Below are 21,415 nucleotides of genomic sequence, written 5' to 3'. Positions count from 1 at the left end.
TTTTGCACTGTTGAATAATGCGACGCGATTGGCCTGATTTCTGCTTTTACAAAGATCTTACTTGTCCCGGGGTCCACCTCGGTGTCGCCTAACCAAAATTCTCTAAGCCCTCACAGAGGGGCCTTGTTAAAGGAAGTAAGCCATGAGCCTAAAAAGTCATCAAATGCAATTGTCGGGTCAGGAACGCCGCTGGCTTGATTGGTTTGGCGCCAACGGCAAACTATCACTGGGTTGGTCTTGCCGGGTAAACCGCAATCGCTACGCGCTGATGGAGCAGGCCTTTGAGAGTATCGCCAATACCCGTATTCGGTTAATGCACCAATGGGTAGAGTCCCAGTGGCGTCACTTGGAGAGCGTGGCGGCGCGTTTGGCCGCAGACGATGTGCAGCCAGAGGCGGTATTGCCGCGCCAGCACCAGCGTATGAAGGATTGCTCTGAGTTGTTTTTGATCGACTCCACAGGGCAAGTGATTGAATCTACTTACCCCGGCCACAAAGGCACCCGCGATTTAGACAACAAGGCGGTGGCGGCGGGCTTGGCCGAGCCTTTTTTACACGGGCCTTACGTGGACGGGCTCACCGAAAAAATCGGGCCCTCCAGTTCAAAGTTTCATGATGCCGTTACGTTAATGTTTTATCTTCCGGTGACGCTAATCGATGGCAGCCCCGGCAGCTTATGCGCGCGCTACCCTAACGACGTACTGAGTGATTTGATTCAGCGCGAGGCCGGCCATATTTTTACCGAGTCAGGCGATAATTATTTGTTTATGGTCGAGTCTACGTTTGATCGAAGCATTGCTACGGGCACGGCCTTGTCGCGCTCGCGGTTTGAAGATAGCACTTTCTCTCACGGTGAAAATCTTAAATCTGGCATTCACACCAATTGGGGTGTGGTTGGCGTGCGCGACCATACAGAGTTTGAAATTCGTTTTACCGATCCGGCCACCGGGCAGTTACACCCCGGGGTGCGCGAGACCATCAAAAACGGCAGTAACCTGTTTGTGACTTACCCTGGCTACTCGGATTATCGCCACATTCCTGTGATTGGCAAAGGCGTGACTTTTTCGTTAAAAGGTTCACCCGATCGCTGGGGCATGATGTGTGAAGGTGATCTCGAAGAGGTGTACCGGTTTCGCTCAGTCACCTACACCATGATGCGTCAGTATGCGTTGTCGGTATTGTTGGTCTTTGGTGGTAATGCGCTGCTGCACAGCTTTGCCGAGTTACCTCTGTGGGGTATTAACGCGGCAACAGCGGGCTTGTTGGCGGCCAGTGCTTTTATTTTTCGCCAGCGCGGCCCGCGCCGCTTGGCGCGGCGTATTGGTAAAATGACTGAGATGATTCACGCCATTGCCGAGGGTGGTGGTAACCTGCGTCAGCGCCTAGATACCCGCAAGCTTGCGCCCGATGAAACCGGTGATTTAGGCCGTTGGACCAACAGCTTTATTGATAACCTGGATAATATTGTGGGCGAAGTGATTGGTGCGGCTAACGATGTAAAAAGTAACAGCGACCAAATGCTAACACGCAACGAACAGGCTCGCGATACGTCGCAAACCGTGTCCACGTCGGTTGAGCAAATGCTTGCCTTGGTGGAAGATCAAATCAGCGAAATCAGTAACGCCAGTATGACCGCGAACCAAATGAAAACCACCATGGACGAGGTGGTTAAACAGGCCCGCGAGCAATTGGCCCAGGTACAAACCGGTACGCAATCGATTCGTGATGTGGTCGAGCGCTCGGCCGAAACCATTCATCGGCTCAATGATCAGACCTCCGATATTGCCGGTATGGTTAGCATGATTGGCGGCATTACCGAGCAGACCAATTTGCTTGCGCTTAACGCCGCAATTGAAGCTGCCCGCGCCGGCGAGCACGGTCGGGGTTTTTCGGTGGTGGCCGAAGAGGTGCGCTCATTGGCCGGTCGCACCGCTCAAGTGGCGGAAGATATCAGTGCAAAGATTTTGTCGATTCAATCGGAGTCGCAAAAGGCTGCCAGCTATATGGAATCCAGTGTGGAAGAGGTGGACCGGGGGTTGCGTTTGGCTGAAGAGTCCTCCACGGATAACGCTCAGTTGCATGAAATCGTGGCGCAAATGTTTGATGCGATTCAGCACATCGAGCAAACCAGTCGTCAAAGTGGTGACCGGGTCCGTGAGGTAGCTAACTCCAGTGATGCCATGAATCAGGTGTATCGTGTATTGCGCGGTAGCTCGGACCGCTTACAAAATACCGCCGTTACCCTGCATCAGTTAGTGGATTCATTTCAGGTAACCGTGCGTTAACGGGTGTTATAGCCAGCCTTTGTGCCGTGCAATTCGCGCGGCATCTACCCGGTTGCCGGCACCGAGTTTACTGATGGCTTCAGATAGATAGTTGCGAATCGTGCCTTCGGATAAGCATAACTGCTGCGCGATTTGCGCTGTACTCAAACCCTCGTGGGCCAGGCGCAGCGCACGGCGCTCTTTATCTGTGAGCGGGTCCCGGTCTCCCAGTGCCTGAATGGCCAAATCATTGTCGATCACCCGCTCGCCGCGGTGCACCCGATAAATAGCATCGACCAACTGATCGGAGGGGGCGTCTTTTAACAGAAAGCCCCCGACATTAAGCGCCAGTGCGCGGCGAATAAAACCCGCTCGATTAAATGTTGTGATAATAATGCTGGCCAAGGCGTTGTTTTGCTCGCGCAGCCAAGCGATGAGCTCCAGCCCGGTTAAGCCTGGCATTTCAATGTCGGTCAGTAGCAGATCAAACGACTGCTCCTGTAAAAGTGCCTGAGCTGTTAAACCGTCGCTTACCGCCGTGACGCTAAACCCCGGCTCTAGCTCTAACAGTGTTGCCAGTGCACCGCGTAGCATCGCCTGATCCTCTGCTAGTAGTATATTCATGCCGTGTTCTCCGTTGTGGTCGGTTGGCCCGGAAAGCTCATCTGAGCGCTAAACCCGGGCTCAGTCGAGATATACACTTGACCTCCCAGCTCACTCAGGCGCTGGCGAATACCGCGTAAACCATTGCCCTCGGTAAACTCTGTTACCTCGCCATCGTCTTCTAATGTGATCTGCTGGCTGTCGCCGTCGTGCGCAAAGCTCAGGGTGCATTGCCGGGCGTTGCTGTGACGCAACAAATTGGTGGTTAGCTCTTTGACTACCAGCGCCAGAGTCGCGTCGGCTTTTGGCGAAAGCCGCGGCGGCTCGCCCTGTTGCAAAAAGTGAATGCCCTGCTCGCTCATCAGTAGGGATAAATTCTCCAGTTCCCCGGCGAGACTGGTGCGGTGCACGCCGCTGATGGTTTCGCGCACCTGACGCAAGCCATCGCGCGTGATCAGTTGCAATTGGCTGAGCTCAGCCGCGGCGGGCCCGGCCTGGTCTCGATCGAGTAATTTTTGCGCCAGCTCGGCTTTAAGGGCGATAGTGGACAGTGTATGGCCGATAACGTCGTGTAAGTCCCGGGCGATGCGCTCGCGCTCGAGCGACTGCGCCAGCGAGCGGATCTCTTCCAGAGACTGCTGCTCCCGTCGCACGCTGTGGGCTCTTAGCCGCTCCACCACACCGATCATACCAATGGTGGGTGTGCCAATTAAAATGTACAAACTAAAAAACAAAAAGGGGTAACCCAATGCTTCACCCAGCCAGTAGGTGCCCGCTACGATTAGTGCAATGGCCCCGATGAAATAGCCCAGCGGCAACATAACGCCGAGAAAAAAGCCGGTGTACATAAAAAAGTTAGAGGCGCCCGGCGTTACAAAAGAGCTGGCGGTGGCGATTGCAATGATGAGCGCGACGGCAAAGGGCCAGTATTTTTTCGGGGTGAAACGCAGGCTGATGTAGGTGGCGACAAAAGCCCCGTAGCCAAGCAAAGACAACACCAACTTCCAGCCCGTTAACGGCATGGCGAAAATCGGAATAAAGTAATAAGCACTAAAAACTAACCAAAGGTAATACAGCCGATCGTTACTAAAGTAATGAGGGCTGTTATCGGCGTTTTCCGCAGTGTAGTCGACGTTGTTCATAACTGGCCTCATTAATGGTTAAGCAGATAGCCGGCAACTGCCAGCATTAGCCAATTGACGCTCAGGGTTACTTTAGCCCATTGCCCGAGCCACGGCGCTATATTGCACAGCGCATCATAGCTGCACACAAGTGTGGCCGAGAAATAATCGAGTAAGGCGATGGCCATGGGAAAGCTCCTGAGTGTTTGTGTCAGGAGCTATTGTGCCGCTCATTGGTGTGAGTAACTACTGAGCAATGTCACCCATTGCGGGTGACATTTGTCACTGCCAGAGGCCTGGATTAGGCCTGAATTTTTTGCGGGTAGCGAATCGATTCGACCAGCTCTTGTACCTCGTTCGGCGCCGGCGGTGTAAACTTCCACACGGTTACCGCGACGATCACATTAATCACCATGCCGATAGTGCCGATACCTTCGGGCGAGATACCCAGTAACCAGTACTCTTTGGTGTTAGGTAGCAACGGCTCCATAATAATCCCTTTAAACACCAGGATATAAGCCGTGGTAAATAAGAGGCCGCAAATCATGCCGGCAATGGCGCCCTCGCGATTCATCGCTTTAAAGAAAATCCCCATGATAATCGCGGGAAAGAAACTTGCCGCTGCCAGGCCAAAGGCAAATGCCACCACCTCGGCGACAAAGCCCGGCGGGTGAACCCCCAAGTACCCCGCCACGCAGATCGCTACGGCGGCGGCTATACGGGCAAACAACAGCTCTTGTTTTTCGCTGATGTTGGGCATCAGGTTTCTTTTGAGTAAGTCATGGGAGACGGACGTTGATATAACCAACAATAAGCCCGCCGCGGTGGACAGTGCTGCTGCTAAACCGCCGGCGGCGATTAACGCAATCACCCACGCGGGTAGGCGGGCAATCTCGGGGGTGGCCAGTACCATAATGTCGCGATCGATGGTCATCTCGTTGCGCTCATCGCCACTGTAGAATAGGCGGCCGTCCTGGTTTTTATCGTCCCAGGCCACAAGACCGGTGGTTTCCCAACTGTCGATCCAGCCCGGTGCTTCGGCGGCGGCAACGCCCTGAGCTTCAGGGCCGTTAATCGTATCGATCATATTAACGCGGGCAAATACTGCAATAGCCGGTGCCGTGGTGTACAAAATGGCGATAAAGATCAGCGCCCAGCCTGCACTCTTGCGTGCATCGCGCACTTTGGGTACGGTAAAAAAGCGCACAATAACGTGGGGTAAACCAGCGGTGCCCACCATCAGCGCGGCGGTGATACAGAACATATCAATAGTGGACTTTTTACCCTCGGTGTAGGCATTAAAACCGAGCGACTCACTAAGCCCGTCGAGCTTATCGAGTAAAAATACCGATGGGTCATCGGCCATGGTAGAGCCCATGCCAATTTGCGGAATAGGCGAGCCGGTCATCATTAAACTTAAAAAGATTGCTGGCACCATAAAGGCAAAAATAAGCACGCAATACTGCGCCACCTGGGTGTAGGTGATGCCCTTCATACCGCCGAGCACGGCGTAAAAAAACACGATGCCCATACCGATGATAATGCCGAGAGTAATGTCCACCTCTAAAAAGCGTGAGAACACCACGCCCACGCCGCGCATTTGTCCGGCAACATAGGTGAACGAGACAAAAATGGCACAAATTACGGCAACCGTGCGCGCGGTTTGTGAGTAGTAGCGATCGCCGATAAAGTCGGGCACCGTAAACTTACCAAACTTGCGCAGGTAAGGTGCCAGGCACAAAGCCAGCAAAACGTAGCCGCCGGTCCAGCCCATAAGGTAAACACTGCCATCGTAGCCACTAAACGAGATAATCCCCGCCATCGAAATAAAAGAGGCCGCGCTCATCCAGTCGGCGGCGGTTGCCATACCATTGGCCAGCGGCGGTACATGGCCACCGGCGACGTAAAATTCTTGGGTGCTGGCGGCGCGGGCCCAAATGGCAATCCCGATATACAGCGCGAAGGTAATGCCGACAATAATAAATGTAAGTACTTGAACATCCATGGCTTACTCTTCCTCTACGCCGAATTTTTTATCGAGCTGATTCATCACGCGAACGTAGACAAAAATCAGAATAACAAACGTGTAAATAGACCCCTGCTGCGCAAACCAAAAGCCCAGCTTAAAGCCCCCTAAGCGGATGTTGTTAAGTTGATCGACAAATAAAATACCCGCCCCGTAAGAGACGATAAACCAAATTGACAGCAAACCCAGCAGCCAGCGAATATTGGCGCGCCAATAGGCCCGGGCGGCTTCTTTGGATGAAAAGCTCATGTGAAGACTCCTTATTGTGTTTATTTGAATAGGTTACCTTGGCAAGACGGCTGCCGTGCCCACGCCTCATCAATGGCTAACCATTGACTAAAAAGCTGTTAATGGACAGACGCGCTTGTGTGGGGTTTTGCGAGTAATCAAAGTCTGCTCCGATTAAACCAGAGTGCAGCACCGTGCAGGGGTATATCACCAGTCGGTTGTAGCGCGCGGGCACTTCGGCGATTTTTTCAAAAGCGGCGGTATCCCCACGAATATAGTCGGCGGCAGGTAGCCCCGCTTGTTGGGCATCCTGTTCCAGCGCCGCCATATAGCGGCTAAAGCGCTCATCGGTGATGGACTCAAACCCCGTGCGGCGGTGGCGATAAAAGCCTGTGCCGCCGTAACGCTTGCTCAACCGGTTACATAAAAAATAAATACTGGCCAGCTCACGGGTGTCGCGCGAGTCAAAGTGCGGAATGCGCTGTAAGGGTTTGAGTGAGGTGGGCGGCTGAGTTACTAACGAGTAACTCGATTCGACCCGCTTTATATCGCCTGGACGAGTGCCAAATACATCGGCGAGTAGCGGCGGCAGAGCGTGCTCAAGGGCATCGGTATAGGCACGGGGTACCGGCGCGCGATGACCAGGAAACAAGCCCTGCGTGGGCTTAAACTCGGCCCGGCTCGCCAGCTCGACAAGCTGCTCGGGGGCGGTTAAAAAGTCATCAATAACCAGCAGAGGGTACCGCTCGCGGCCTATGTGGCGGCACTCGATATGCGCACGATGGTTGGCTGATAGCTCAGGTGTTGGCTTATGCATACTAGACATGGGTGACTGTCATTATTTTTTTATCATTATCTGGCACTATACGTTCCATCTTGAGGGGGCGCAATTACCTCGATCTAAAACCTGTAAATAACAGCTACTAGTAGGGAGCGTTTATGAAGCAAGCTCTGGCCGCGATGGCCTTATGTTTAATGTGCCAGGTGGGAGGTGTTGCGGCCGCACAGCCCCAGTCGGTAATCTATTTTATTGGTGATGGTATGGGCATGGAGTACTTAACCGCGTATCGCCATTTTGCCGATGACCCGGCCACCGAGCAAATCGAAGAAACGGTGTTTGACCGCTACCTCATTGGCTCTTCGGCCACACACCCGCACGGTCACGAGCTGGTTACGGACTCGGCGGCGAGTGCTACTGCGCTATCGTCAGGGGTAAAAAGCTTTAACGGTGCGATTGGCGTTGACCCACACAAAGAGCCCGTCGAGACGCTGTTGGAGCGCGCCAAAAAGCTGGGCTACAGCACGGCTATGGTGTCTACCAGCCAGATTAACCACGCCACACCGGCAAGCTTTGCCGCGCACGTAGATAGTCGTCAAAAATACGATGAAATTGCCGATCAGTATCTCGATAACCGGATTGCGGATAAACCCTGGGTCGATGTATTGATTGGCGGCGGCGAGCAGTACTTTAAGCGTGAGAGCCGCGATCTGGTTGAGGAGTTTACAGCGTTAGGGTATCAATACGCCGACAGTTTTGCTGCGCTTGAGAGTATCGAGAAGGCGCCAGCGCTGGCGCTATTGGCTCCCAAAGGCTTGCCATTTGCCATCGATGAGCCGCCGGCAAATCGCCTGGCGATTATGACCACCAAAGCTCTCGCATTGTTGCCCAAAGATAAGCCCTTCTTTTTAATGGTGGAGGCCAGTGAGATTGACTGGTGTGGCCACGCCAATGATATTGCCTGTGCGATGGCTGAAATGCGCGATGCCGAAGAGGCCTTACAGGTATTGGCCAACTATGTCGCCGCCCATCAACATACAGTGATGGTGGCGACCGCCGACCACAGTACCGGTGGTTTGAGCATGGGGTCTGATGGGGTTTACGAGTGGCGCGCCTCCGTCGTGCGCGGGGTTAAAGCATCGGCAAATGAGCTGGTGCGCAAGCTACAAGAGGCCGGCAATGCCTGGCCGGCAAAGTGGCTTGAGCTAACGGCAATTGAGCTTGCGCCCGAGCAACAAACGGCAATTGGGCCGCTGGTTGATGCCTTACTGGGTGCCGAGACTACTGCGGATAAAAACAACGCCAAAACTCAGCTGCGAGCGGCGTTACTCGCGGTGATTGATAAGGCCAGCTACACCGGATGGACCACCAGTGGTCACACTGGCGGTGATGTTCCTGTGCTTGCTGCCGGCGTAGATGCCGAGCAGTTCGCTGGCTACCAAGACAATACCGCCATTGCGAAAAAACTCTTTACCCGTTTGCATCCGGTGAAATAAGCGGATGCTCGGCGGTGGACCGCACCCAGTCGGCCACCGTCTGCTCGCCCAGCTCCGCATACAAAGCGGTTTCGATACGGGTTTCCAGTGTGGTTACCGGTGTGTTGCTTAGCAGGGTTGAGGGGATGTCGCTCTGATGCCGGCGGATTACCTGAATCACCTCACGCAGTGAAATTTGATCGAGCGAGCGGGCCGGTACCAGGCAGTTAGCATCGTGGCCCGAGATCATCACCAAATCAAATTTGATCATTTTGTTGATCATACGCTGAATCACTTCCGGCCCAACGGATAGGTTTGACTCCATCTGAGCAATCGAGGTGCCACCCTCATTGCAATCAAAGTTGCCAGCCACTTTGTGCATGATGGCCAGCCCGGTTAGCTCATCCAGACGGGCAGAGGGGCGGTTAACCCGTGAGCGGGTAATCTGTTGCGCGTGCTGCGAGTAAAACGCCACGGCCGCGCCAATCAGTAAAATTAACCACGCCAGGTACAGCCAAATGAGTAATAAAATACCAACGGCAAAGCCGGAGTAGATGGCGGTATAGTTATTGGACGATGAAACAAACAGCGTAAAACCAAAAATCGTCGTTTGCCAAATAACACCAGCCACCAAACCGCCCAAAAAGGCGTGGGGCAACTTAACCCGAGTGTTGGGGATAAACGCATACAGGAAGGTAAACAAGCCGATAATAATGACATAGGGCATGGCGCTGGATAAAAAGCCGTACAACCAACCCAGGGGAGCAAAATCAATTAGGTGTTGCATGGTTTCGCTGTTAACCAGCGCGGCGGTAGCCCCCATGGCGGAGAATACCAGCAGCGGGCCAATCATGATGACACTTAGGTAACTGCTAAAGCGCTGGGCTAACGAGCGGCTTTCGCTGACGCGCCAGATCTCGTTAAACGAGCGTTCAATTTTTTGAATCAGCGAGATAACCGTATAAATTAATACCCCTAGCCCCACCGAGCCCAGCACGCCGACTTTAATGTTGTCGACAAAATTTAGAATGTTTTGCACCACCACCGGGCCACGGTCGCCCAGCGGCGCCGCCAATAGGTGATCGAGTATTGGCTCTAATTGGTTGTGTACTCCAAAGCCTTTTAGCACCGAAAAGCTTAATGCCAAAAATGGCACGACGGACAAGAGCGTGGTGTACACCAAGCTCATAGCGTGCAGGGTAATATCACCGCGCACGAGATCGCGCACCACGGCGACAATCACCCGTGACAAATGCCAAAACCTTTGATGGGCTTTAGAGCGGTGAGCGGTTTCGACTTGCCACAGCCAGCGGTCGAGCGCACGCAAGCCGTTTTCGACTCGTCGGGCAATGGGGATGGGTTCTACTTTATGGTCGCTTTCGCTCATGGGGCTGCTCTTACTGATAGGGCTGGGCTGGAATACGTACTCTTCTAGTGAGCATAGCGAATGCTGGGTGCGGCTGGCAAATAATGTAGCACCACAGGAGATATTAGTTGCGTAAAACCTGAAAACACCGGATTATCCGCCTTTTTTAGGTGACCGTTTTGTGAGCATGATCTCGTTTAATGTGTTTCGTACGCTGGGATTGGAAGGTGTCACTGTGCTAAAGCCAGAGGCGTACTTGCAGCACCAACAGGCCCTACAAGAGGCGCCGTGGGTGTTGTTTCCGGAATACTGGCAGGTGAATGCGTTGGTGTTTGGTTTGGGCTGCCGCATTTTCCCCAGTTTATCCAGCTATTTAATTGGCCACGATAAAATCGAAATGACCCGTGCGTTTCAGGCCGTGGCGCCGCGCCATACCCCCTGGACCTTGATTGCCGCCAATACTGACACCGAGGCCGAGCGGTTGTGGGACGCTATGCTGTTGCCGTTTGTGGTGAAGCTACCGAAGGCCTCTATGGGGGAGGGGGTTTGGCTGGTTAATGATCGGGCCGACTACGAACGCTATCGAGCGCTGACCGATATTTTGTATGTACAGGAATACTTACCTATCGTGCGGGATATTCGCGTGATTGTGGTGGGTGGTAAGTTGGTCGCCGCCTACTGGCGCTTGCAAGCCGAGCAAGGCTTCTACAACAACGTGGCGCGCGGCGGTATTGTGGATCACTCCCCGGTACCGTATCAGGCCGTAGAACTTGCGCTGAGTGTAGCGCATACTCTGGGGGTGGATCATGCCGGCTTTGATGTGGCCATGGTGGGTGATCACCCGTACTTGTTGGAGTTTAACCGGCTGTTTGGTAATCAGGGCTTACCGGGCGGCACAGAGTTATTACAGCAGGCGATTGCCGAGTACTTAACGGCCGGATTGGAGCCCGAGGGGCCCGATTACGACTTACCTGGGGACGACCCCTTTAGCGCGCCGCGCCGGGGTAAAGCGCGGGGGATAAAAAGGGCCGTTTAGGCGAACAGAAAAAAGGCCGCTTACGGAGAGTAAGCGGCCTTTTTAGTACTACTGCATTAGGGTTACCTAATGTTAGTTGCGTGGTACCAGTGCATCCAGCGCCTTCAGCTTATCCATCGCTTCTTTTTGCTCGAAGGTTTTGTAGCTGATGTTGCTCATGCTCAAACTAGAGCCTTTCTGAAAGGGGTAATCAGGAATGGTTTTTAAGAACTCCATAGCCTTTTGCTGCACAGGAACAAACAGCCACATGGTGTTTTCAGCATACCACTTAAGGTACATCTCTGACTCGAGTGCACCTTTTTGGTATGGATCGGCGCGCAAGTTAATGATTAGCGGCCAAGCTGGCGTCTCACGTACTGCCGTGTTGATGCCGCCTTTCAGGATGGCGAAATGGATTTTCCAATCCCGCCAGCGTACGGCGTTTAGCTCGCCGGTAGCGCCAAAGTAGAAGATCTCTTCGCGCGGTGAGCCGTCAACCTCGCCACTAAACCAAGGCAGCATGTTGTAGCCGTCCAGGTGCACGCGAAACTTTTTGCCGTTAGCGCGGTAGCCTTTCTTCATTTTCTCGACTAACTCGGGCTCGCCGGCAGCGGCGGCAAAGGTAGGCATCCAGTCTTCTTGCGAGATAATGTCGTTGTACACGGTGCCGGGCTCAACTGTGCCGGGCCAGCGTACCATCATAGGTACACGGTGACCGCCTTCCCAAGTGGTGCCTTTCTCGCCGTGGAACGGAGTTGTGCCACCATCGGGCCAGCTGATCGTTTCGGCGCCGTTGTCGGTTGAGTAAACCACAATGGTGTTATCGGCGATTTTTAACTCGTCGAGCTTGTCGAGCAGCACACCGACGGATTTGTCGTGCTCAACCATACCGTCAGGGTACAGCCCAATGCCGGTTACGCCGTCAGACTCGGGCTTAAGGTGAGTCCACACGTGCATGCGGGTGGTGTTCATCCAAACAAAGAACGGTTTGTCTTGTTTGACTGCGCGCTCGATAAAATCAATCCCCGCGCTCAAAAACTCTTCGTCAGCAGTTTCCATACGCTTTTTAGTGAGGGGGCCGGTGTCTTCGATTTTGCCATCGGCTGTGGAGTGTAATACCCCGCGTGGGCCGTACTTTTTACGAAACTCGGCGTCTTTGGGGTAGTAGTAACCCTCTGGTTCTTCCTCGGCGTTTAAGTGGTATAGGTTGCCAAAAAACTCATCAAAGCCGTGATTTGTTGGCAAATGCTTGTCCTGATCGCCCAAGTGGTTTTTGCCAAACTGGCCGGTCAAGTAACCTTGTTCTTTTAGTACGTCACCGATGGTGGGCGACCAATCGGGAATGCCGTGATCAGAGCCGGGCATACCAATGGTCAGCAGGCCGGTACGGAAAGGGTGCTGGCCTAAGACAAATGAGGCGCGACCAGCTGTGCACGATTGCTGTGCGTAGGCGTCGGTGAACATAGCGCCTTCTTTGGCGATCCGGTCAATGTTCGGTGTTTTATAGCCCATAATACCGTGGTTGTAAGCGCTGACATTGTGAACACCAATGTCGTCGCCCCAAATAACCAGAATATTGGGCTTATCGGCGGCTTGGGTGGCGGCGGAGGCGCCTATGGTAAGTGCGGTCAAAGCGACAAGCTTTTTCCACTGTGCTTTAAATGTAAACACGATCTAGCTCCTTTAGTTGTGGCAGGTTGGCAGATTAATGCGCGAAACGTCCGTACGCTCATTGACCGTGCCTATTCTGTGCGATGAGTTGACTCGTCGGAACGCGTTCAATCCACCCCAGGAACAATGAGTATATAACCTAAATTGCCGTCCCCCCAAGATATTCGTTTTTTTTTACATTCGCGTATTTATCATTTAAATGTGTTGGTAACACAGTGGCTGATGCCGCTGTATTTATCTGGGAGTACTGTGCCAAAATACTGGCTACTGTGAGCAGTAAACAACGCGAAACAATATAAGAGGTCGAGTGTGAAGTTAGGACGACAGCGAGGCAGACCATTAGGGAAAAGTTCGTTCATTTTAGTAGTCGGTATTCTCGTGGCACTGGCCAGTGCCGTTTCTTTTTCTGCAGGGCTCGAAGAAAAATGCGCCAGCTGCCACGCTGAACAAGTCAAAGACTGGCAGCAATCGCATCACTTCCACGCAATGGAGCCTGCCACACCGCAAACGGTGTTGGGGGACTTTACCAATCAGACTCTTAACTATCAGGGGGCGACGGCGACATTTACCCGTCAGGGGGAACAGCTGTTTATCTCTATGCCGGGTTTGGACGGCAAGCTGCAAACCCTTGCGGTTGCCTACACCTTTGGCTACGAACCATTGCAGCAATATATGTTTGATGCAGGAAAGGGCAAGTATCAGTTTTTTCCGTTTGCCTGGGATAGTCGCGTCAAAGAAAATGGCGGCCAGCGATGGTTTGTGTTGCACCCCGAGCAAACCCCGAGCGATGAGTTTCACTGGTCCAATATGGGGCAGAACTGGAATCAAATGTGTGCCGACTGTCATTCGACCGACTTTCGCAAAGGCTTTGATCTAGAGAGCCAGTCGTACCACTCCACTTACTCCGCAGTTAATGTCAGTTGCGCGGCGTGTCACGGGAGCGCTGAACAACATTTAAAGTGGGCAGAGGGTGATAAATCCATTGCTGATAAAGGCTACAGCACCTATATCGGCGTAAAAGCGCCGCTATTTCGCGAAAATGATCAGGGCTTGATGCAGGCCATTGCCGACATTAAGCCCAGCCGGCAGGTGCAGGTGTGCGCCAGTTGCCACTCCCGCCGCTCGGCACTTGCCGACAGCCAGGCGCCGGACGATTACCACAATACTTTCGAACCTGCGTTGATCACCGAGGGGCTGTATCACGCCGACGGCCAAATTTGGGATGAAGATTATGTGTGGGGCTCGTTTTTACAGAGCAAAATGCACGAGGCCGGGGTAACCTGCAGCAATTGCCATAACCCTCATTCAGGCCAGATAAAGCTTCCCGGCAATCAGGTGTGTACTCAATGTCATACCCAAGAAACTTACGAAGATAAAAAACACCATGGTCACACGTTGGGCTCTATCGGGAGCGCCTGTGTGGATTGCCATATGCCGTCTACGACTTACATGCAAATAGACGCTCGCCGAGACCACAGCTTTAAGGTCCCGCGCCCGGATTTAAGTCAGAGTTTGGGAGTGCCCAATGCGTGTAACGGCTGCCATAAAGATAAATCCGCCAAGTGGTCCGAGGCGAACATTCTACAATGGCACCCAGAAAGCAATTATTTGGGGCACGAGCATTTTGCTACCGCCTTTCACAAGGGCGATACTGGCGCTGCTGATGCGGGGCAAGAATTAACTAAAATTGCACAGGACCCGCGTTACCCGGATATTATTCGCGCCTCAGCCTTGCATCGTATGGCGCGGACGCCGGGACAAAATGCGGTAGTGGCTATCGCGCGCGCGGTGCGCGACGGCGACCCGATAAAACGTCAAGCGGCGATTGAGGCCGCGTCGGCGTATCCCACGCCGGATAAATGGCGAATGCTAAGCGAGCTGCTGGATGATACTCATTTGCCGGTTCGCACTCAGGCGGCTCGTTCGTTGGCGCGCATGCTGGTGCAGCCTCAGGAAACAGCGTTAGATGCGACCGACAGTGCGCGGCTGCGAAAAGTGCTGGATGAGTATCGCGAAGTGCAGGCATATCAAGCCGATCGCGGTTTTGCGCACACTAACCTGGGCAACCTTGAACATGAGTTGGGGCGCTCCCGAAACGCCGAAAAACATTACCGTAAGGCCATTGAGGTTGAACCCATTTTTATGCCGGCCTACGTTAATCTGGCCGACTTGTACCGTATTCGCCAAAATGAAGCTAAAGTACAGGAAGTACTGCAGCAGGCTTTGGCTATTAATGAGGGCGCCGCTGCCGTTCGCTACGCTATGGCTATGAGCTATATTCGTCAGGGTGATAAACCCAAGGCTTTACCAGAGTTGAAAGCTGCGGCGAGTGGGGCTGATGCCAGCGCGAACTTCATTTACACCTATGGCTTACTGCTGCAGGATATGAACCGGATACCTGATGCCATTGTGCAGTTGCAAAAAGCGTACGAGCGCGAACCCGGCAACCCAGACATCAGCTATACTTTGTCGCAGTTATACGCTGCGAACCAACAGTACGACCGCGCATTGTTCTACGCTAAAAAGCTTAACGCTCTGGTGCCTGGCAACCAGCAAATTCAGCAAATGCTGCGACAACTGGAACAGCAACAAAAGGATTGAGGTTGAAAATTCAGTATGAATACATTGCAACAAGTCAAGGCACTCAAAACCCGTATTGCCGCCAGTATTATCGGCCAAGAAGACGTTGTCGACCGTTTGCTGATTGGTTTGCTCGCAAACGGTAACTTACTCATTGAAGGCCTGCCGGGGCTCGCTAAAACCCGGGCCATTAAAGCGTTGGCAAAAAACATGGTGAGCGAGTTTAGCCGGGTGCAGTTTACCCCCGATTTGCTCCCCTCTGATATCACGGGCTCGGAGGTGTTTCATCAAACCCCCGATGGCGGTGAGTTTCATTTTGATCCAGGCCCAATTTTCGCCAATATTGTTTTGGCTGATGAAATCAATCGCGCTCCGGCCAAGGTGCAATCGGCGCTGTTAGAGGCGATGGAAGAGCGGCAGATTACCGTCAACGGTAAGAGCCATACCATGGAGCCGCTGTTTATGGTGCTGGCTACACAAAACCCGGTGGAGCAAGAGGGTACTTACTCGTTGCCAGAGGCGCAATTAGACCGCTTTTTAATGAAGATTAACATCGACTACCCGAGCGTCGAAGACGAAGTCAAAGTAATCGAGTTGGTGCGCGACGAGGAGCAGCAGGCCCAGGGCACCAAGCCTCCCAGTAACGCCGAGCGCACCGAGCAAGCCGTTATCTTCGCCGCCCGCCAAGACATAGCACAGGTAAACGTGGCGCCGGCCATGGCCCGCTATATGGCCGATTTGGTTTACGCAACCCGCACCCCGGAAAAATACGATGCCGAGCTCGCCGGCTGGATTGAGATTGGTGTGTCGCCGCGCGCTTCCATCGCGTTGGATAAATGCGCCCGCACGCAGGCGTGGTTAAACGGCCGTACTGATGTGCTTCCAGAAGATATTCGCGCTATCGCCAAAGATGTAATGCGCCATCGTTTAGCGCTCAGCTACCAGGCTCAGGGGGCGGGCATAAACGCTGATGGGGTGGTAGACAAAATCATCGAGCTGGTCGCGTTACCCTAGGGGCTTGCCATGAAGTCGACAGGGAACGACGCGCCTGGTTCACTCGATTCACGCATCTACACAGACTTTGCTCACTTAAAAGGTTTACAGCGGCGAGCCCGCTCGCTCAGCTTTTTACCTCGTCACAACAGTAAAAGTATTTTGTCGGGGCGTCATGGCTCGCGTATGCGCGGGAGGGGCTTAAGCTTTGAAGAGTTACGCGACTACCGTGTGGGCGACGACATTCGCACCATGGACTGGCGCGTGACCGCTCGTACCGGAAAACCTCATGTGCGTGTCTACGCGGAAGAAAAAGATCGCTCGGCATTGCTGATCGTCGATCAGCGCGTGAGCATGTTTTTTGGTTCCAGCCACAATATGAAGTCAGTCACCGCCAGTGAGGCCGCCGCGCTTTGCGCGTACGGTATATTTGAGCGAGGCGACCGGGTGGGCGCGGTGTTGTTTAACGACGCAGAAGTGCACGCCTATAAACCCAGTAAACGGGCCCGATCACTTGAGCAAATCATTCGCGCCTTGGCCGATTGCAATCTGGCCCTTAATTGCGATCAGCCGGTGTCCGCACCGATGCATTTAAACCTGCCACTTAAAACGGCGGCAGAACTTGCGAGCCATGATCAGTTAATCATTGTAATCAGCGACTTTGACGAGGTGGACGAGCAAACCGAAGACTATCTGGGGCAGATGTGTGCTCACAATGACGTCGTCTTAGTGCAGGTCGTTGACCCTATGGCTCGTGAGCTGCCCGAAGACATACAAATGGTGGTCAGCGACGGGCGCTTGCAAATGACTTTGGACACCAGCCATAGCCAAACCCACCGCAAGCTGCAAAGCAGTTTTACCGAGCGGGTAGAAAAAATCGGCCAGTGGCGCGAGCGCATGAATTTATCGGTGATGGAGTTGAGTACGGCTGACGATACCTTTATGCAAATGGCCGAAGCACTGGCGGTGCGGAGGTAAATCATGATTGATAGCACAACCGATAACAGTGATCTGGATGGTCTGGAAATTTATCAGTTGTTCGAGCTGATACAGCCACTGGAGCCCGCCGAGCCCATTTCGATGTTACCCCAAGGCCCCGGTTGGTGGGGGCTGTTGGGGGGCGTGTTGTTCTTAGTGGTGCTGTTGGTAGGCAGGCATTATTATCGCCGCTATCAAAATCGCTTTCGGCTCTATGCCGTCGCCGAGGTGAACGCGTTGGCGGACGATTACGATCCACTGGACGTCAGTGCGATTCTCAAGCGTTGCTTGTTAAGCCATATGCCACGCCGTGAAGTGGCGGCTTTGACCGGTGAGCCGTGGTGTGAGTACCTGAACGCTCGAGTCGAGAATCAAGTTACTTTTACCGATTTTTATCGGTTGCGTAGCGATAATGGGTTTGACCGTGCTGCGCTCAGGCAGCAGGCCATCTTTTGGCTAGAACATTATAAGGTGGCCCCATGATTGTGTTTAAACACCTGTGGCTACTGGCGCTTTTGCCCATTCCGCTGTTGGCCTATTGGTTGTTGCCCGCCTTGCGTCAGCGCGCGCTGGCGATTCGAATTCCGTTTTTTAATCTGGCAGCGGAGGTGTCCGGTGCGCGGGTGGGGGCGGGTAGTCAGGTGTTTGGCAAGCCGCTGTGGGATCTTATCGCGGGTTTGCTGATCTGGACGCTTTTAGTGCTGGCTCTGGCCGAGCCGGTAAAGCTCGGCGAGCCTATCCAGGAAAAAGTCGTTAGCCGGGATATTATGTTGGCCATCGATTTGTCCGGCTCTATGGGCGAGCAAGATTTCCCCGATACCAATGGTGAAAAAATACAGCGGCTCGACGCCGTTAAAAACGTCGTATCGCAGTACATTAGCGATCGCAGTGATGACCGCATTGGTTTGATTGTATTTGGTACTCGCGCTTATCTGCAGGTGCCGTTTACCCAAGACCTGGCCAGTGCCGAAGAGATTTTACGTGAATCTGCCGTGTCCATTGCCGGGCCTCATACGGCCATTGGTGATGCGATAGGCTTGGCAATAAAACACTTTGAGTCTTCTAAGGTAAAAGACCGGGTGTTGATTCTACTTACCGATGGCGCTGACACTGGCTCGCGTATGTCGCCTTTAAACGCCGCTCATATCGCCGCCGACGACGGGGTTAAGATTTTTACCATCGGTATTGGCGATGAAAATGGTGAAGGCCAGTACCGGGTGGACTTTGACACCCTGCGCAAGGTCGCCGCGATTACTGATGCCGCTTTTTATTCGGCTCAGGATGCGGATGCACTGAGCCGTGTATATGCTGAAATCGATAAAATAGCGGCAACCACCAGCGAGAAGCCTATACAGCGCAGCGAGCAGATGTTGTTAGTCTACCCATTGGTGGCGGCGCTCGGGCTGTTAATCCTGTCGTTTATCATCAGTGTTGTTCGCGTGCGGATGATGGAGCGTCATCATGTTTGATTTTCATTTTTTGCGCCCCGAATTATTCGTCGCACTGCCAGTGCTCGCGCTGCTGTACGGAGCGTTGCGCCGCCGCTTGGTAAGTAAAGCCAACTGGCAGGAGCATATTCCTCCGCATCTGGTAAAAGCATTAACCCCACGTCAGACTTTACTGGACAAATTTAAGCCGGTTGATCTGGTTGCGGTGATCGCTTTTTTGTTGGTGTTCGCGGCAGCGGGTCCCGCATGGCACAAAGCGGTGGACGATCAACAGCAACAGCCGCCAGTTGTCCTGGTGTTGAAGCTGGGGCAGACGATGTTGGCTAACGATATCCAGCCCGACCGGCTGACTCGCGCTAAACAGAAGATTACCGATTTGTTGGCGTTTCGCGCCGGTGCGAAAACAGCACTGATCGTCTACGCCGACAGTAGCCACAAAGTTCTGCCAATGACCGAAGATAATCGCGTGTTTCAGCCGTTTGTGGAGGCATTGAGTCCCGATATTATGCCCAATAACGACTCTTTGGGCGCCGATGATGCCGCCGCCGCCATTGCTCTGGCTGTACAGGAGGTAGAGCGCGCAGGCGAAGGGGTTGTGGTGCTGATGGCCGATAACCTACAGCCAGGCGAGGTGGAAAAATTAAAGCAGAACGATACGCCGTTTATCTGGTGGCAATTTGCTACCGAAGAGGGCGGCGTTATTATCAGCGAGAGCGGCGCTTACCAAAGTAATGACAGCGGTCAGTCACTGACTTTTGCGCTTAACCCCACTATCGCCGCAGACTTGCCTCAAGTCACCACGCAAAAAGTTACGCTGAATAACCAGGATTTGTTAGCCCTGGATAAATCGGTGCGTGAGCTGCAGCGCCGCGCCCTGCGCGATAACCCCAACGCCCCCTATGAGGATATGGCCTGGTACTTTATTTGGCCGGTACTGGTGTTAATGGCACTGTGGTTTCGCAAAGGATTCACCTCTACCGGCACTCGTGTCACCTCGCGTGGTGCTGCTGCAGGGCTGGGCTTTTTGTGGGTGGGGCTGGCGTTACAGCCGCAAACGGCACGGGCCGATGTGCTGGATTGGTTTGTTACCCCAGACCAGCAGGGCTTTTGGCAATATCAGAAAAACCACTTTACAGAGGCCGCACAGACATTCGAAGACCCTATGTGGCGTGCCACCGCTTTATATGAGGAAGGAAAATACAACCAGGCGGCAAATCTATTCGCCACTGTTGGCACGGTGGAGGCCATGTACAATCGCGCCAATGCCTTACTAAAAGCCCATCAGTATTATGGCGCTGCCGCCGCTTACGAGCAGATTTTAAAAGAAAAGCCCGGCTTTGCTAAGGCGGAACGCAACCTTGCGATTACTCAGGCCATTATTCAGGAGTTGATCGACGCCGGTGAAAACGTCGATCTAGAGCAAAGTGTATCGCTGGACGTTGACGGTAAAAAAACCGCAAAAAAAGAGGAGGGCGCTAAATCCCAGCAGTATCAAGTCAGCGATACGCTGTCTGAGGATGCACGGGAAAAGTGGATGCGAAGTGTGGATTCGGATATGAGCGATTTTCTGTCGGCCAAGTTTGCCAATGAGGCAAACAACCAGGGAGGCGATGACAGTGAGTAAGGTCATATTGGCGTGGGCTTTGTGTTGCATCAGCGTGGCGACTCTGGCTGAGCCAAAAATAACTTCATCGGTTAGCAATGAGCAAGTGATGGTGGGGCAAATAAACACCGTGTCGGTTAAAGTCCTGGTGCCCACTTGGTTCACTAAAGCGGTATATTTTGATGAGGTGGAGGCGGTTAATATCATTAGCCTTGCCACCAATAAAAGCTCGTATCCGATTTCGGAAAACGTCGATGGCAAAACTTGGTCGGGTATTGTTAAAGACTACACCGTGGTGCCAATGACTGAGGGAAGCTATACGCTTGATTTTCCGCCCTTAACGCTGCATTTTGGCGGCGAGGGTGGCAGCGCCGAAACCGTTGATATCACACCACCACCAGTAACCTTTAGTGCGTATATTCCGCCAGCTGCGCAGAACCTTGATCCGTTGATTATTGCCGACAGTATTGATCTACAACAGTCGTTCGAGGCCCCGGATCAGCTGACGGTAGGCGATAGCATTAGCCGGGCACTGACCGCTCGGGTGAGTGGCAGCTCATCTTTGTTTTTGCCCTCGCTGCTGCAAAAGCTAGAAAGCGAGGCCGTTGCATCCTACCAGCAAAGCCCGGTTAGCAAGGATGAGGTCAGCGGTGGGCAAGTGAGTGGCGTACGAACCGAGCGGCAAGATGCATTAACGCAAGCGCCGGGCGAGATTGTGTTTGACGACATTAGTGTGCGCTACTATCAGCCCAGTTCAGGCGAGGTGATTGAGGTGGTCGCTGAGGGCAAAGCCTTTCAGGTGGCTAAGCCTGCCGCGACTAGCCTGCAGAAATTGTTTTACGCTTTGGTAGCACTGCTGGGGGTACTGGTCTGCACGTTTATCGCGCGCTGGTTGCGGGTTAAATATAAGGCCTATCAGCAAACCGAGCCGGTGCTCTTTCGCCGCACCTTACAGTCACTCAAAAAGCCCAATCGCGCCAGTGAGCAGCTACTACACACATGGAACGGTAAATGGCCGCAGGCGTACCGTCAAAATTTTGCACGTCAGCAAGAATTTACGGGGATTGTCTTTGCGCTTGAGCAGGACGTTTACTTGTCGAGAGAAACGGCTAATTTACCATCGCTTCTGCGTGACTATCGTCGCGCGCTGCAGCAAATGGTGAATACTAAACACTCGCAGTTGCAGCCTTTAAATCCTTAATATCGCGCGGTTTTCGGCTGGATACTGGTCTCGCAACCAGTGCGTTGTTATCTGGTTGCGAGTACT

General features: G+C 53.3%; 18 protein-coding genes. 10 read left to right on the top strand and 8 right to left on the bottom strand.

Annotated features, from left to right (window positions below):
• The first annotated feature begins 142 nt into the window (after positions 1 to 142).
• Entirely contained in the window at positions 143 to 2,284 is a 2,142-nt protein-coding gene (locus SD69_RS14845; RefSeq protein ID WP_084591598.1) for a methyl-accepting chemotaxis protein, read from the top strand.
• Positions 2,285 to 2,290: 6 nt separating this feature from the next.
• Here SD69_RS14845 and SD69_RS14840 read toward each other — a convergent pair whose 3' ends face one another.
• The 6 genes from SD69_RS14840 to SD69_RS14820 form a co-directional block, all read right to left on the bottom strand.
• Positions 2,291 to 2,887: a response regulator transcription factor gene (locus SD69_RS14840; protein ID WP_041523831.1), complete on the bottom strand. Its 597-nt coding sequence runs from the start codon at positions 2,885 to 2,887 to the stop codon at positions 2,291 to 2,293.
• Positions 2,884 to 4,008 (bottom strand): sensor histidine kinase, encoded by a 1,125-nt coding sequence (locus SD69_RS14835; RefSeq protein ID WP_052481197.1) that lies wholly within the window; start codon positions 4,006 to 4,008, stop codon positions 2,884 to 2,886. The genes SD69_RS14840 and SD69_RS14835 overlap by 4 nt, the downstream gene beginning before the upstream one ends.
• A gap of 11 nt (positions 4,009 to 4,019) precedes the next feature.
• Entirely contained in the window at positions 4,020 to 4,175 is a 156-nt protein-coding gene (locus SD69_RS18820) for a hypothetical protein (RefSeq protein ID WP_157471711.1), read from the bottom strand.
• Between the two features lie 113 nt (positions 4,176 to 4,288).
• A complete protein-coding gene (locus SD69_RS14830; RefSeq protein ID WP_041523830.1) occupies positions 4,289 to 5,992 on the bottom strand; it encodes a sodium:solute symporter family protein in 1,704 nt (567 codons plus the stop codon).
• A 3-nt stretch (positions 5,993 to 5,995) separates the two neighbouring features.
• Positions 5,996 to 6,262, bottom strand: coding sequence for a DUF4212 domain-containing protein (locus SD69_RS14825; protein ID WP_041523829.1), 267 nt, complete (start codon positions 6,260 to 6,262; stop codon positions 5,996 to 5,998).
• A 76-nt stretch (positions 6,263 to 6,338) separates the two neighbouring features.
• Positions 6,339 to 7,067: a DUF6445 family protein gene (locus SD69_RS14820; RefSeq protein WP_052481196.1), complete on the bottom strand. Its 729-nt coding sequence runs from the start codon at positions 7,065 to 7,067 to the stop codon at positions 6,339 to 6,341.
• 113 nt (positions 7,068 to 7,180) lie between these two features.
• Here SD69_RS14820 and SD69_RS14815 point away from each other — a divergent pair, with 113 nt between their 5' ends.
• Complete coding sequence (locus SD69_RS14815) at positions 7,181 to 8,515, top strand: alkaline phosphatase (protein ID WP_041523828.1); 1,335 nt, start codon at positions 7,181 to 7,183, stop codon at positions 8,513 to 8,515.
• Here the strand turns inward: SD69_RS14815 and SD69_RS14810 are convergent.
• Entirely contained in the window at positions 8,490 to 9,881 is a 1,392-nt protein-coding gene (locus SD69_RS14810; protein WP_052481195.1) for a YihY/virulence factor BrkB family protein, read from the bottom strand. The two genes, SD69_RS14815 and SD69_RS14810, sit on opposite strands and share 26 nt — an antisense overlap.
• A gap of 166 nt (positions 9,882 to 10,047) precedes the next feature.
• Here SD69_RS14810 and SD69_RS14805 point away from each other — a divergent pair, with 166 nt between their 5' ends.
• Complete coding sequence (locus SD69_RS14805; protein WP_084591596.1) at positions 10,048 to 10,896, top strand: ATP-grasp domain-containing protein; 849 nt, start codon at positions 10,048 to 10,050, stop codon at positions 10,894 to 10,896.
• A gap of 72 nt (positions 10,897 to 10,968) precedes the next feature.
• Here SD69_RS14805 and SD69_RS14800 read toward each other — a convergent pair whose 3' ends face one another.
• Entirely contained in the window at positions 10,969 to 12,546 is a 1,578-nt protein-coding gene (locus SD69_RS14800) for an arylsulfatase (RefSeq protein ID WP_084591595.1), read from the bottom strand.
• A gap of 309 nt (positions 12,547 to 12,855) precedes the next feature.
• Between SD69_RS14800 and SD69_RS14795 the strand changes: the two genes are divergently transcribed.
• The 7 genes from SD69_RS14795 to SD69_RS14765 are packed head-to-tail and all read left to right on the top strand — an operon-like array spanning position 12,856 to position 21,349.
• A complete protein-coding gene (locus tag SD69_RS14795; protein ID WP_041523827.1) occupies positions 12,856 to 15,147 on the top strand; it encodes a tetratricopeptide repeat protein in 2,292 nt (763 codons plus the stop codon).
• Between the two features lie 15 nt (positions 15,148 to 15,162).
• On the top strand, positions 15,163 to 16,140 hold the full coding sequence (locus SD69_RS14790; RefSeq protein ID WP_041523826.1) for an AAA family ATPase: 978 nt from the start codon (positions 15,163 to 15,165) through the stop codon (positions 16,138 to 16,140).
• A gap of 9 nt (positions 16,141 to 16,149) precedes the next feature.
• Positions 16,150 to 17,097 (top strand): DUF58 domain-containing protein, encoded by a 948-nt coding sequence (locus SD69_RS14785; RefSeq protein ID WP_041523825.1) that lies wholly within the window; start codon positions 16,150 to 16,152, stop codon positions 17,095 to 17,097.
• A gap of 3 nt (positions 17,098 to 17,100) precedes the next feature.
• Positions 17,101 to 17,580, top strand: coding sequence for a DUF4381 domain-containing protein (locus SD69_RS14780; RefSeq protein WP_041523824.1), 480 nt, complete (start codon positions 17,101 to 17,103; stop codon positions 17,578 to 17,580).
• On the top strand, positions 17,577 to 18,566 hold the full coding sequence (locus SD69_RS14775; RefSeq protein WP_041523823.1) for a VWA domain-containing protein: 990 nt from the start codon (positions 17,577 to 17,579) through the stop codon (positions 18,564 to 18,566). Before SD69_RS14780 ends, SD69_RS14775 begins: the two co-directional genes overlap by 4 nt.
• Positions 18,559 to 20,169 (top strand): VWA domain-containing protein, encoded by a 1,611-nt coding sequence (locus tag SD69_RS14770; RefSeq protein ID WP_041523822.1) that lies wholly within the window; start codon positions 18,559 to 18,561, stop codon positions 20,167 to 20,169. Before SD69_RS14775 ends, SD69_RS14770 begins: the two co-directional genes overlap by 8 nt.
• A complete protein-coding gene (locus SD69_RS14765) occupies positions 20,162 to 21,349 on the top strand; it encodes a BatD family protein (RefSeq protein ID WP_041523821.1) in 1,188 nt (395 codons plus the stop codon). The genes SD69_RS14770 and SD69_RS14765 overlap by 8 nt, the downstream gene beginning before the upstream one ends.
• The last annotated feature ends 66 nt before the right edge of the window (positions 21,350 to 21,415 follow it).

This window comes from Gilvimarinus agarilyticus (genome assembly GCF_000832015.1).
Taxonomy (GTDB): domain Bacteria; phylum Pseudomonadota; class Gammaproteobacteria; order Pseudomonadales; family Cellvibrionaceae; genus Gilvimarinus; species Gilvimarinus agarilyticus.
This window is presented reverse-complemented; position numbering and strand designations above follow the sequence as displayed.

Coding starts and splice junctions, on each gene's coding strand:
- SD69_RS14845 (WP_084591598.1), top strand. CDS start 143: ATGAGCCTAAAAAGTCATCAAATGCAATTGTCGGGTCAGGAACGCCGC.
- SD69_RS14840 (WP_041523831.1), bottom strand. CDS start 2,887: ATGAATATACTACTAGCAGAGGATCAGGCGATGCTACGCGGTGCACTG.
- SD69_RS14835 (WP_052481197.1), bottom strand. CDS start 4,008: ATGAACAACGTCGACTACACTGCGGAAAACGCCGATAACAGCCCTCAT.
- SD69_RS18820 (WP_157471711.1), bottom strand. CDS start 4,175: ATGGCCATCGCCTTACTCGATTATTTCTCGGCCACACTTGTGTGCAGC.
- SD69_RS14830 (WP_041523830.1), bottom strand. CDS start 5,992: ATGGATGTTCAAGTACTTACATTTATTATTGTCGGCATTACCTTCGCG.
- SD69_RS14825 (WP_041523829.1), bottom strand. CDS start 6,262: ATGAGCTTTTCATCCAAAGAAGCCGCCCGGGCCTATTGGCGCGCCAAT.
- SD69_RS14820 (WP_052481196.1), bottom strand. CDS start 7,067: ATGTCTAGTATGCATAAGCCAACACCTGAGCTATCAGCCAACCATCGT.
- SD69_RS14815 (WP_041523828.1), top strand. CDS start 7,181: ATGAAGCAAGCTCTGGCCGCGATGGCCTTATGTTTAATGTGCCAGGTG.
- SD69_RS14810 (WP_052481195.1), bottom strand. CDS start 9,881: ATGAGCGAAAGCGACCATAAAGTAGAACCCATCCCCATTGCCCGACGA.
- SD69_RS14805 (WP_084591596.1), top strand. CDS start 10,048: ATGATCTCGTTTAATGTGTTTCGTACGCTGGGATTGGAAGGTGTCACT.
- SD69_RS14790 (WP_041523826.1), top strand. CDS start 15,163: ATGAATACATTGCAACAAGTCAAGGCACTCAAAACCCGTATTGCCGCC.
- SD69_RS14785 (WP_041523825.1), top strand. CDS start 16,150: ATGAAGTCGACAGGGAACGACGCGCCTGGTTCACTCGATTCACGCATC.
- SD69_RS14780 (WP_041523824.1), top strand. CDS start 17,101: ATGATTGATAGCACAACCGATAACAGTGATCTGGATGGTCTGGAAATT.
- SD69_RS14775 (WP_041523823.1), top strand. CDS start 17,577: ATGATTGTGTTTAAACACCTGTGGCTACTGGCGCTTTTGCCCATTCCG.
- SD69_RS14770 (WP_041523822.1), top strand. CDS start 18,559: ATGTTTGATTTTCATTTTTTGCGCCCCGAATTATTCGTCGCACTGCCA.